The organism is Mycobacterium sp. NGS22 (assembly GCF_059813095.1).
This window is the reverse complement of record NZ_JCALDY010000001.1, coordinates 133,955-146,612: the sequence shown is the minus strand read 5'-3', so window position 1 is coordinate 146,612 and position 12,658 is coordinate 133,955. Positions and strand designations below refer to the sequence as shown.

8 protein-coding genes are annotated in these 12,658 nt (G+C 67.6%); 4 read left to right on the top strand and 4 right to left on the bottom strand.

The window, feature by feature from the left end; translation table 11 throughout:
* Positions 1–28: 28 nt before the first annotated feature.
* The gene (glgB, locus tag AC5Y47_RS00655) at positions 29–2,227 is read right to left on the bottom strand and encodes a 1,4-alpha-glucan branching protein GlgB (RefSeq protein ID WP_499941036.1); all 2,199 of its coding nucleotides are present in this window, start codon (positions 2,225–2,227) and stop codon (positions 29–31) included.
* Positions 2,228–2,233: 6 nt separating this feature from the next.
* The gene (locus AC5Y47_RS00650) at positions 2,234–4,324 is read right to left on the bottom strand and encodes an alpha-1,4-glucan--maltose-1-phosphate maltosyltransferase (protein ID WP_499941034.1); all 2,091 of its coding nucleotides are present in this window, start codon (positions 4,322–4,324) and stop codon (positions 2,234–2,236) included.
* Between the two features lie 317 nt (positions 4,325–4,641).
* On the opposite strand from AC5Y47_RS00650, the gene glgP reads away from it, so the two are divergent.
* A complete protein-coding gene (gene glgP / locus AC5Y47_RS00645) occupies positions 4,642–7,230 on the top strand; it encodes an alpha-glucan family phosphorylase (protein ID WP_499941033.1) in 2,589 nt (862 codons plus the stop codon).
* Positions 7,231–7,279: 49 nt separating this feature from the next.
* Here glgP and AC5Y47_RS00640 read toward each other — a convergent pair whose 3' ends face one another.
* Positions 7,280–9,283, bottom strand: coding sequence for an ATP-dependent DNA helicase (locus AC5Y47_RS00640; RefSeq protein WP_499941032.1), 2,004 nt, complete (start codon positions 9,281–9,283; stop codon positions 7,280–7,282).
* A 3-nt stretch (positions 9,284–9,286) separates the two neighbouring features.
* Positions 9,287–10,585: a nicotinate phosphoribosyltransferase gene (locus AC5Y47_RS00635; RefSeq protein WP_499941030.1), complete on the bottom strand. Its 1,299-nt coding sequence runs from the start codon at positions 10,583–10,585 to the stop codon at positions 9,287–9,289.
* A 63-nt stretch (positions 10,586–10,648) separates the two neighbouring features.
* Between AC5Y47_RS00635 and clpS the strand changes: the two genes are divergently transcribed.
* From clpS to AC5Y47_RS00620, 3 genes are read left to right on the top strand one after another with little or no spacing between them, the layout of a single operon-like run.
* Positions 10,649–10,954, top strand: coding sequence for an ATP-dependent Clp protease adapter ClpS (gene clpS / locus AC5Y47_RS00630; protein WP_055579620.1), 306 nt, complete (start codon positions 10,649–10,651; stop codon positions 10,952–10,954).
* Positions 10,955–10,978: 24 nt separating this feature from the next.
* A complete protein-coding gene (gene aosR, locus AC5Y47_RS00625; protein ID WP_499941029.1) occupies positions 10,979–11,560 on the top strand; it encodes an oxidative stress transcriptional regulator AosR in 582 nt (193 codons plus the stop codon).
* A gap of 16 nt (positions 11,561–11,576) precedes the next feature.
* Positions 11,577–12,599: a P1 family peptidase gene (locus AC5Y47_RS00620; RefSeq protein ID WP_499941027.1), complete on the top strand. Its 1,023-nt coding sequence runs from the start codon at positions 11,577–11,579 to the stop codon at positions 12,597–12,599.
* Positions 12,600–12,658 lie beyond the last annotated feature (59 nt).

Genomic DNA, 12,658 nt, shown 5'->3' with positions numbered 1-12,658 from the left:
GAGTGCGATTCTGCGTCTGCTCGCGGGGTCAGCGTTGCTCGGGTTCCAGCCAGAGCGCTGACATGGGCGGCAGCACCATCACCGCTGACGCGGGCCGCCCGTGCCAGGGATCGTCGGTGGCGTCGACCCCGCCGAGGTTGCCGATCCCCGAGCCGTTGTAGACCGTTGCGTCGGTGTTGAGCACCTCCCGCCAGCGTCCCGCCAGGGGCAGGCCGAGACGGTAGTTGCTGTGCTCGGCGCCGGCGAAGTTGAACACGCACGCCATGACCGAGCCGTCGCTGCCGTAGCGCAGGAAGCTCAACACGTTGTTGGCCGAGTCATTGGCGTCGATCCAGGAGTAGCCCTCGGGTGTGGTGTCCTGGCTCCACAGCGCCGGATGGCTGATGTAGATCGCGTTGATGTCGCGGACCAGCCGTAACGCTCCGTTGGAGAAGCCCTGCTCGTCGAGCTGCCACCAGTCCAGGCCGCGTTCCTCCGACCACTCGGCGCGCTGCCCGAACTCCTGGCCCATGAACAGCAACTGCTTGCCGGGGTGGGCCCACTGGTAGGCGAGCAGGCTGCGCAGGCCGGCCGCTTTGGCGTGATTGTCGCCGGGCATCCGGCCCCACAGCGTCCCCTTGCCGTGCACCACCTCGTCGTGACTCAGGGGTAGCACGTAGTTCTCGCTGAACGCATACAGCAACGAGAACGTCATCTCGTGGTGGTGGTAGTTGCGGTAGATCGGGTCACGGCTCAGGTAGTCGAGCGTGTCGTGCATCCAGCCCATGTTCCACTTCATCGAAAACCCAAGGCCACCAAGGTTGGTCGGCCGGGTCACGCCCGGCCACGACGTTGACTCCTCGGCGATGGTGACAATCCCCGGGGCCGCCTTGTGGGCGGTGGCGTTCATCTCCTGCAGGAATTGCACCGCCTCCAGATTTTCCCGCCCGCCGTAGATATTCGGCGTCCAACCACCTTCCGGGCGTGAGTAGTCCAGGTAGAGCATCGATGCCACCGCGTCCACCCGCAGCCCGTCGATATGGAACTCGTGCAGCCAATACAACGCGTTGGCGACCAGGAAGTTTCGCACCTCGGGCCTCCCGAAGTCGAAAACGTAAGTCCCCCAGTCCAACTGCTCGCCGCGCTTGGGATCGGAATGTTCGTAGAGTGGGGTCCCGTCGAAGCGGCCCAGCGCCCATGCGTCCTTGGGGAAATGGGCAGGAACCCAGTCCACGATGACGCCGATACCGGCCTGGTGCAAGGCGTCGACGACCGCGCGGAACTCGTCGGGCGTGCCGAAGCGCGAGGAGGGCGCGTAGTACGACGTGACCTGGTAGCCCCACGAGCCGCCGAACGGATGCTCGGCGACGGGCAACAGTTCGACATGGGTGAAGCCCTGCTCCGCAACATATTCGGTCAACTCGTGAGCAAGCTGACGATAACTGAGTCCGGGCCGCCAGGAGCCCAGATGGACTTCCAGGGTGCTCATCGGCTCGAATACCGGGTTGCGCTGCGCGCGCCGCGCAAGCCAGTCCTCGTCACTCCAGCTGTACTGACTGACCGTGACGCGGGATGCGGTCTGCGGCGGCACCTCGGTACCGAAGGCGAACGGGTCGGCGCGATCGACGACGGCGTCGTCGGCGCCGTGCACCCGGAACTTGTAGAGACCGTCGACGGGGAAGTCCGGCCAGAACAGCTCCCAGACACCGGAGGAGCCCAGCACCCGCATCGGGGCGTCGTAACCGGTCCACCCGTTGAACTCGCCGATCAGGTTGACGCCCTTGGCATTCGGGGCCCATACCGCGAACGATACGCCCGTCACGACGCCGTCGGGTGTGGTGAACGAACGGGGATGGGCGCCGAGCACCTCCCACAACCGTTCGTGGCGGCCTTCGGCGAACAGGTGCAGATCGACTTCGCCCAGCGTCGGAAGGAATCGGTAGGCGTCGGCCACGACGTGCGTACCGGAGCCGTCGTAGGCGACCTCGAGCCGGTAGTCGACCAGGTCGACGAAGGGCAGTGCGACAGCGAACAGTCCGGAGTCGATGTGCTGCAACGGGAATCGCTGCTCGCCGACGAGCGCGACGACGCTGGTCGCGTGCGGGCGAAGGGTCCGGATCACCGTGTGGTCACCGTATTCGTGGGCGCCGAGAATGCTGTGCGGGTTGTGGTGCACGCCGGCGACCAGGCGTCCCAACTCGTCGGGGTCGGGTGCCAGATGTGTCGTGGCGAGATCAGTCCGATTCATTACCTCTCACTTCCTGCGCAGCAGCGTGATTCGGGATTCTTCGGGAATGGCGGGCATGTTGACGATGTGCGCCACTGCCCGGCCCGGATCGAGGCGAACGTAATTGGCTTGGCCCCATTGGTATTCCTCGCCGGTGATCTCGTCGCGGACCCAGAATCGGTCATAGGGCTCCATACCCAGTGCCTCCATGTCCAACCACAGCGTCGATTCCTCGGCCACGAAAGCATTCAGGGTGACGACCACCAGGACGCAGTCGCCGGTGGCCGGGTCGAACTTGCTGTAGGCCAGCAGGGCGTCGTTGTCCAGATGATGGAAGTGGATGGTGCGCATCTGCTGCAGTGCGGGATGCAGGCGCCGAATCTCGTTGAGCCGGGCGATGAACGGCTCCAACGAATTCCCGGCCGCCAGCGCGCCGGCGAAGTCGCGGGGACGTAGTTCGTACTTCTCCGAATCCAGATATTCCTCGCTGCCCTCGCGCACCGCGCGGTGCTCGAACAGCTCGTATCCCGAGTACACCCCCCAGGCCGGACTCATGGTCGCTGCCAGCGCCGCCCGGATGGCGAACATTCCCGGGCCGTTGTGCTGCAGGATCGCATGCAGGATGTCGGGGGTGTTGACGAAGAGGTTCGGGGTGCGGAAGTCGGCGAGTCGGGCGATGTCGTTGCCGAACTCGGTGAGCTCCCATTTGGCGGTGCGCCACGTGAAATAGCTGTAGGACTGGGTGAATCCGAGTTTGGCCAGACCGTACTGACGGGCCGGGGGAGTGAAGGCCTCGGACAGGAACAACACGTCGGGGTCGACGGATTTGACCTGGCCGATCAGCCACGCCCAGAAGTTCGGTGGCTTGGTGTGCGGGTTGTCGACGCGAAAGAACTTGACACCGTGGTCGATCCAGTGCCGCACGACGCGCAGGACTTCGTCGTAGAGACCGGCCGGGTCGTTGTCGAAGTTGATCGGATAGATGTCCTGGTACTTCTTGGGCGGGTTCTCCGCGTAGGCGATGGTGCCGTCTGGCAATTCGGTGAACCAGTTGCGGTGATCGCGCGCCCACGGGTGATCCGGGGCGCATTGCAGCGCCAGATCCAGGGCCACTTCCAAGCCCAGATCGCGTGCGGTGGCGACGAAGTCGTCGAAATCATCGATGGTGCCCAGCTGCGGGTGCACCGCGTCGTGGCCGCCTTCGTCACTGCCGATCGCCCAGGGTGAGCCGACATCGCCGGGGGCGGCGGTGGGATTGTTGTTGCGCCCCTTGCGGTGCACCTTGCCGATCGGATGGATCGGCGGCAGGTAGACGACGTCGAATCCCATCTCGGCGATCCGGGGCAACGCGGCCGCCGCAGTGGCGAAGGTGCCGTGTACCGGTTTGCCGTCGGCGTCCCACCCACCGGTCGAACGCGGAAACATCTCGTACCACGAGCCAAAGTGAGCAAGCGGCCGATCCACCCAGACGTCGAACTGCTCACCGCGGGTGACCAACTCCCGCAACGGGAACTCGTCCAGCAGATCGGCGATCTCCGGTGTCAGCGCCAACGCGGTTCGGGTCACCGGATCGCCCGGCGTCCGCAGCGCCGTAACGGCTTCCAACAGCGGTCCGCGCTGCTGGCGCGGCACACCCGTCGCGGCGCGTTCCAACAGCGCGGCCCCGACCAACAGGTCGTTGGACAGTTCCTTTTCGCCTTGGCCCGCATCGAGTTTCGCGACCAACCCGTGACGCCAGGTATGAATCGGATCACCCCAGCCGTCCACGCGAAACGTCCACAGACCTACCCGGTCCGGAGCGAATTGACCATGGAACACATACGGTTCCAAGCCCAGTGACATCGGCAGGTGTAGCGGTTTGACACGATCTTCCGGCGGCGCTCCCGCCGGCTTCACATCGGTGTCCGGGGCCTGCACCGCCTTGATCCGGCGGACCTCGGTCACCTGCGGATAGCGAGTTCCGAGGTAGCGCACCACCAGGGTGGCCGCCACCGCCTCGTGACCTTCCCGCCATACCGCGGCGCGGACCGGGATTACCTCCCCGACGACCGCTTTGGCGGGATACGTACCGCATGAGACGACGGGCTGGACGTCATCGATCTCGACACGACCGGGCACCAATCACTCCGTTCCGATTCGCCCGGTTCCTCCCCGGTCCGTGTGAGCGGACCGCATCGTCACCGGACGGTTCCGATTTGTCCGGCTCCTCCGCGGCCCGGCCCTGGGCCGCATCATCGCCGGAGTGTTCTGCGAGTACTCACCCCGGGCGAACGCACAGGTCGTTGTCGGGGTGTCATCTGTGGGTCGGTCCGTTCGCCTCTTTGCGCCCCATACCCACCCTAGTGGCCGACTACACCGAAGGTGTCCAAGCCGACTGCCCGACAGATCCCGAAGGAATCCTGCACGCTGCGAAAACCTCAGTAAGGTTGAAATGCGTGAAAGCACTCCGCCGCTTTACCGTCCGTGCCCACCTTCCCGACCGCCTCGCGGCGCTCGACCAGCTGTCGACCAACCTGCGCTGGTCCTGGGAGAAGCCCACGCAGGACCTGTTCGCCACCATCGACCCCGAGTTGTGGTCCCGATGTGGCCAGGACCCGGTCGCGGTGCTCGGCGCGGTCAAGCCGTCGCGCCTGGACGAACTGGCGCTCGACGAAAACTTTCTGCGCCGGCTCGACGAGCTCGCAGCCGATTTGGACGACTACCTGACCCGACCGCAGTGGTACCAGCAGCAGGATGCGGCTCAACTGCCCACCGGCATCGCGTACTTCTCGATGGAGTTCGGGGTGGCCGAGGTCTTGCCCAATTACTCCGGCGGCCTGGGGATACTCGCCGGCGACCATCTGAAGTCGGCTTCTGACTTGGGGCTGCCTCTGATCGCGGTGGGCCTCTACTACCGCTCCGGATATTTCCGCCAGTCCCTGACCGCAGACGGCTGGCAGCAGGAGACCTATCCCTCGCTGGACCCGCAGGGGCTGCCGCTGCGGCTGCTGACCGACGCAGCCGGGGATCCGGTGCTGGTCGAGCTGGCGCTGCCGGACTCCGCGCAGCTGCGGGCCCGGATCTGGGTGGCGCAGGTCGGTCGGGTGCCGCTGCTGCTGCTGGACTCCGACGTCCCGGAGAACGAGCACGAATTGCGCGGTGTCACCGACCGTTTGTACGGCGGCGACCAGGAACACCGCATGGTGCAGGAACTGCTGGCCGGCATCGGCGGCGTACGGGCCATTCGCGCATTCACCGCTATCGAGGGGCTGCCGGCGCCCGAGGTGTTCCACATGAACGAGGGCCACGCGGGATTCCTCGGCGTCGAACGGATCCGCGAGTTCATCACGGACTCGGGTTTGGACTACGACACCGCGCTGACGGTGGTGCGGGCCAGCACCGTCTTCACCACCCACACCCCCGTGCCGGCGGGTATCGACCGGTTCCCGGTCGAGTTGGTGCGACGCTATTTCGACGACGAGCGTGACGGCGTCCCAACGCTGTTGCCCGGCGTGCCGACCGCGCGTGTGCTGGCGCTGGGCGCCGAAGACGACCCCACCAAGTTCAACATGGCGCACATGGGATTGCGGCTCGCACAGCGCGCCAACGGTGTCTCGCTGCTGCACGGCCAGGTGAGTCGGGCGATGTTCAACGAGCTGTGGCCAGGATTCGACCCAGGCGAAGTGCCGATCGGCTCGATCACCAACGGTGTGCACGCGCGCACCTGGGCGGCGCCGCAGTGGCTGCAGCTGGGTCGCGAACTGGCAGGCTCGGATTCGTTCCGCGAACCGGCGGTATGGCTGCGGTTGCAGCAGGTCGACGCCGGACATCTGTGGTCGATCCGTTCCCAGTTGCGGGCCCTGCTGGTCGAGGACGTCCGGGCCCGGCTGCGTGAATCATGGCGGGAACGCGGCGCGTCAGAAGCCGAATTGAGTTGGATCGCAACGGCATTCGATCCCAGCGTGCTCACCATGGGGTTCGCCAGGCGGGTCCCGACCTACAAGCGGCTGACCCTGATGCTGCGCGACCCGGATCGGCTGGAGCGGTTGTTGCTCGATCCGGAACGGCCGATCCAGTTGATCGTCGCCGGTAAGTCGCATCCCGCCGACGACGGCGGCAAGGCACTGATCCAGCAGGTGGTGCGGTTCGCCGATCGGCCGGAGGTGCGGCACCGCATCGCCTTCCTGCCCAACTACGACATGTCGATGGCCCGGTTGCTGTACTGGGGCTGTGACGTCTGGCTGAACAATCCGCTGCGACCGTTGGAGGCCTGTGGCACGTCCGGAATGAAGAGTGCGCTGAACGGTGGGCTGAATCTGTCGATCCGCGACGGATGGTGGGACGAGTGGTACGACGGCGAAAACGGTTGGGAGATACCGTCGGCCGACGGAGTGGCCGACGAGCACCGCCGCGACGACCTGGAGGCCACGGCGCTGTACAACCTGCTCGAGCAGGCGGTGACGCCGAAGTTCTACGAACGCGACGAGCACGGGACGCCGCCGCGTTGGATCGAGATGGTGCGGCACACGTTGCAGACGCTCGGACCGAAAGTGCTGGCTTCGCGGATGGTCACCGATTACGTCGAGCAGTACTACACGCCGGCGGCGCAGTCGCTGCGCAAGACCGTGGCCGCTCCGGAAGGTGGCGAGGTGTTCGATGTGGCACGCGAACTGGCCGCGTACCGTCGTCGCGCCGAAGCCGCCTGGCCCGAGATCGACATCACCGACGTCGACAGCACCGGGCTGCCGGACACCCCCCTGCTCGGGTCGAAGCTGACCCTGACCGCCACCGTGCAACTGGCCGGCCTCTCACCCGACGAAGTGGCCGTGCAAGCGGTGGTGGGCAGGGTCGACGCGGCCGACGAGCTACAGGATCCGCTCGTGCTGGGGATGACCTACGCCGGCAGCGCCGAAGGCGGCAACCAGGTGTTCTCGACGACGACGCCGCTACCGCTGGCCGGGGCGCTGGGGTACACCGTGCGGGTGCTGCCGCGGCACCCGATGCTGGCCGACAGCAGCGAACTCGGTCTCGTCACGCTCGCCTAATGCCGGCGAGCAGTCCCCCGCAAGCGGGAGGTGCCCCCAGCAAAAGCCCCTATTTCGTGCCGAAATCGGGTGCTTTTGCGTCTGCTCGCGCGGGGGAGTTACCCACCAACCGGGTGAGGGCCGCGCGGACCTGGGCGGCGTTCGTCGTCGGCCAGAACGGGGGCAGCGAGGCGCGCAGGTATTCGCCGTAGCGGGCGGTGGCCATCCGCGAGTCCAGTACCGCGACCACGCCGCGGTCTTCGACGCGACGCAGCAGCCGTCCCGACCCCTGCGCCAGCAACAGCGCCGCGTGGCTGGCGGCGACGGCCATGAAACCGTTTCCACCGCGGGCGGCCACGGCGCGCTGGCGGGCGCTGAGCAGCGGGTCGTCCGGCCGCGGGAACGGGATCCGGTCGATCAGCACCAATGACAGCGACGGTCCTGGCACGTCGACGCCCTGCCAAAGCGACAGGGTGCCGAACAACGAGGTCGCCGGGTCGTCGCTGAATTGCTCGACCAGGGCCGACGTGCTGTCGTCGCCCTGGCACAGCACCGGGGTGGTCAGCCGCTCGCGCATCGCCTCGGCGGTCGCGCGGGCCGCACGCATCGATGAGAACAGTCCCAGGGTGCGTCCGCCGGCGGCGGTGATGAGTTCGGCGATCTCGGTGAGTTGCTCGGCCGAGCCGGTGGAATCGCGACCCGGCGGCGGGAGATGCGCGGCGATGTAGAGAATCCCGGCCTTGGCGTGCTGGAACGGCGATCCGACGTCCAAACCGCGCCAGGACTCGTCCCCGCTCAGACCCCACGCGGTCGCCATCGCGTCGAACGCCCCGCCTACCGTCAGCGTCGCCGACGTCAACACCGTCGTCGAGCGGCTGAACACGTGCTCGGCCAGCAGCCCGGCCACCGACAGCGGGGCCACCCGCAACACCGCGCGCGGTGTGCCGCGGTTTTCCTCGTGGTCGAGCCAGACGATGTCGGTGCGATCGGGGATGGCGGGTCCGAACGAAGACAGCATCCGCGCGGCGGTGTCGGAGATCTCGATCAGCGCGGCGGCCGCTTCCGCGCGCGCGGCGGCCGCCCGGGCGTCGCTGGTGCCGTCGATCGCCGAACGGGCCGCGGCGGCTGCGTCGCGCAGCGCGGTCAGGTAGGTGGCAAGTTCGTCGTCGAGATAGTCGATGCGGCCGGGCTGAGCGTCGTGGATCGCCGAGGAGAAGGTCGCCGACGCGGCTTCCAGACGCTGCACCAATTCGGGGTCCACCAACCGGGCGATGCGCCGCGCGGCCACGCCCAGCGTCGCCGACGTCAACTCCGCGGTGGCCACCGACGTGACCCGGTCGACCAACTCGTGCGCCTCGTCCACGACCAGCAAGTCGTGCTCGGGCAGCACGGCCGAGTCCGCCACGGCGTCGATGGCCAGTAGCGCGTGATTGGTGACGACGACATCGGCTTTGCCTGCCCGGCCCCGGGCGCGTTCGGAGAAGCACTCGGTGCCGAACGGGCAGCGGGCCACCCCGATGCACTCTCGCGCCGAGACGCTGACCTGCGACCAGGACCGGTCCGGCACACCGGGTTTCAGGTCGTCGCGGTCGCCGGATTCGGTGGTCGTCGCCCATTCGGTGAGGCGTTGCACGTCACGGCCCAGCGCGCTGATCGTCATCGGGTTGAACAGTTCCTCTTGCGGGACGTCCGACTCGTCGCCTTGACCGCCGTGAATCTTGTTCAGACACAAGTAATTTCGACGGCCCTTCAGTAGCGCGAAGGTCGGCCGTCGCGGCAGCGCGTCGTCCAGAGAGTCGGCCAGCCGGGGTAGGTCGCGCTCGACGAGTTGGCGCTGCAACGCAATCGTCGCCGTCGACACCACCACGGGCACGTCGTCGCTGACCGCACGCAGGATCGAGGGAACCAGGTACGCCAACGACTTACCGGTGCCGGTGCCGGCCTGCACCACCAGGTGCTCGCCGGTCTCAAAAGCCTGCGCGATCGCGGCGGCCATCTGCTGCTGACCGCGACGTTCGCTGCCGCCGAGCGCGGCCACCGCGGTGGCCAGCAGCGCAGTGACCGACTCCGACACTGCTCAGGCCGAGACGATCTGCGTCGGGATCGCGGGTTCGCCGGCCGACAGGCTCAGGCCCTCCCACGGCAGGCTCCGCAATCCCGCCGCCACCCGCTGGCGCGCCGCCGACAGATCGCCGTCGTAGACCACCTCACCGCCGCGCACCAGCGGCGTCGTCAGTACCCGGTGCGGCTCCTCGACTCGGGGCGGGCGCCCGGCCGGATGCACGATCTCTTCGGTGATGGTGCCGGTCGGCCGGGACACCCGCAGCGCCGCTTTGCGGCCACCGTGTGATTGCTTCTGGCTGCTGCGTTTCTGCACCGGAATGCCGTCCACCTCGACGAGTTTGTAAACCATGCCGGCGGTCGGGGCGCCCGAACCGGTCACCAACGAGGTACCGACGCCGTAGCGGTCCACCGGCGCGGCCGCCAGAGCGGCGATGGAGAATTCGTCGAGATCGCCGGTCAGGACGATGCGGGTCTGCGTTGCACCCAGTTGGTCGAGTTGGGCGCGGACCTGATGCGACAGCGCGGCAAGATCACCGGAATCGATGCGCACCGCCCCGAGGCCCGGGCCGGCGGCAGCCACGGCGTTGGCCACTCCCGTCGTCACGTCATAGGTGTCGACCAGCAACGTGGTGTCCACGCCCAGGGCATCGACCTGTGCGCGGAACGCGGCGAGCTCGTCGGGACCACTGTCCCAGGTGTGCACCATGGTGAACGCGTGCGCGGCGGTACCCACCGCGGGCACGCCGTAGAGCCGCTGGGCCTCGAGGTTGGAAGTGCCGGCGCAACCGGCGAGGTAGGCGGCGCGCGCTGCCGCCACGGCGGCGCGTTCGTGGGTACGGCGGGTGCCCATCTCGATCACCGGGCGATCGCCGGCGGCACTGACCATCCGGGCCGCGGCCGACGCAATCGCCGTGTCGTGATTGAAGATCGACAGCGCCAGGGTTTCCAGCAGCACGCACTCGGCGAAGCTGCCGTGCACCGACAACACCGGGGAGTTCGGAAAGTACAGTTCGCCCTCGGCGTAGCCGTCGATGTCACCGCCGAACCGGAAATCCCGCAGATAGGCGATCGTGTCGGAATCCAAGAACTGGGCCAGCAGCTCGCACGCGGCATCGTCGAACCTGAACTGCGACAAGGCTTCCAGCAGCCGGCCGGTTCCGGCGACCACCCCGTAGCGGCGCCCCGGCGGGAGACGCCGGGCGAACAGGTCCCAACTGGTCCGTCGCCGGGCGGTGCCGTCGCGCAGAGACGCGGCCAACATGGTCAGTTCGTACTTGTCGGTCAGCAGCCCAGCCGATGCCGCTTCAGTCACGGGCGTTCACCTCGCTAACGGTATCGGCTGACCACTCGACGCGCGCTCGGTATTCTTGGCCCCATGGTTGTAGCGATAGCGCCGGCCAAGCCGGGCAGCACGGGGCAACGCGAATCCGCTCCGGTCGAGGCTACGACGAGCCCCTGGGTGACCATCGTCTGGGACGACCCCGTCAATTTGATGACGTACGTGACGTATGTATTCCAGAAGTTGTTCGGCTACAGCGAGCCGCACGCCACCAAGCTGATGCTGCAGGTGCACAACGAAGGCAAGGCGGTGGTGTCCTCGGGCAGCCGCGAGTCCATGGAAGTCGACGTGTCCAAGCTGCATGCCGCCGGTTTGTGGGCGACCATGCAGCAGGACCGCTGAGATCCGAGCTCTCCGGTATTCATCGTGCGCAAATGGAAGCGCGTGGAGACGCGCAACGGTCCCCGTTTCAGGTCGTCCCTCGCCCCGCATGACGCGGCCCTGCTGCAGAATCTGGTCGGCGCGATGATCGGCTTGCTCGACGAGCGCCAGTCGACCTCGCCGTCCGACGAACTCGAGGAGATCACCGGGATCAAGACGGGGCATTCCCAGCGTCCCGGGGACCCCACGCTGGGGCGGCTGCTCCCCGATTTCTATCGAAGCGACGACGCGGATCCGCTGACCCTGGAAGGGTCCGAGGCGCTCAACTCGGCGCTGAGGAGTCTGCACGAGCCCGACATCATCGACGCCAAACGTAGTGCCGCCCAACAGTTGTTGGATACGGTGCCGGCCAACGGCGGTCGCCTGGAGCTCACCGAAGAGAGCGCCAACGCATGGGTCTCGGCTGTCAACGACCTGCGGTTGACCCTCGGGGTCATGCTCGAGATCGGTCCGCAGGGCCCCGAACGGCTGCCGGCCGACCATCCGCTGGCGGCGCATTTCGATGTCTACCAATGGCTGACGGTCTTGCAGGAGTACCTGGTCCTGGTGCTGATGGGGTCCAGATGACCTTGTTGGCCGCGCAATGAACTCCATCACCGATGTCGGTGGCATCCGCGTCGGACACCACCACCGGCTGGACCCCGATGCCTCGCTGGGTGCCGGGTGGGCGTGCGGCACGACGGTGGTGTTGCCGCCGCCGGGCACCGTCGGAGCCGTCGATTGCCGGGGCGGTGCGCCGGGGACGCGGGAGACCGATCTGCTCGACCCGATCAACAGCGTGCGCTACGTGGACGCGGTGCTGTTGACCGGTGGCAGCGCCTACGGGCTGGCCGCCGCCGACGGCGTGATGCGCTGGCTGGAGGAACAGCAGCGTGGCGTCGCCATGGAGGGCGGCGTCGTGCCGATCGTGCCGGGCGCGGTGATCTTCGACCTGCCGGTGGGCGGTTGGGGGTGCCGACCGACAGCCGAATTCGGTTATGCCGCATGCGAAGCCGCCTCGGACGAGGTGCCGGTCGGGACGGTCGGTGCCGGGGTGGGCGCACGGGCGGGCGTGCTCAAAGGCGGCGTGGGAACCGCGTCGCTCACCTTGCCGTCCGGTGTGACGGTCGGTGCGCTGGTGGTGGTCAACGCCGCCGGCGACGCCGTCGACCCGAGCACCGGTCTGCCCTGGATGGCCGAGCTGATCGGCGAGTTCGGTCTGACGCCCCCGCCGCCCGCAGAGATCGACGCGCTGGCGCAGCTGCCGTCGCCGTTGAGCGACCTGAACACGACGATCGCCGTCGTCGCAACCGACGCGGCACTGAGCCCGGCCGCGTGCCGGCGGATGGCGATCGCGGCGCACGACGGCCTGGCACGCGCCCTGCGTCCGGCGCATACCCCACTGGACGGCGACACGGTCTTCGCGCTGGCCACCGGCGCCATCGAGGTGCCGCCGTCGGCCAATACCCCCGCCGCGATGTCTCCGGAGACCGGGCTACTCACCGCGGTGGGTGCCGCGGCGGCCGACTGCCTGGCGCGTGCGGTGCTCAGCGGGGTGCTCGCCGCCCGGTCGGTGGCCGGAATACCGGCTTACCGTGACGTGGTGCCCGGGGCGTTCGGGAAGTGATCGGTGTCGGCAGAATCCCGATCGGCGACCGCCCCGGTAGCCTGGTTGATGCCGAAAAC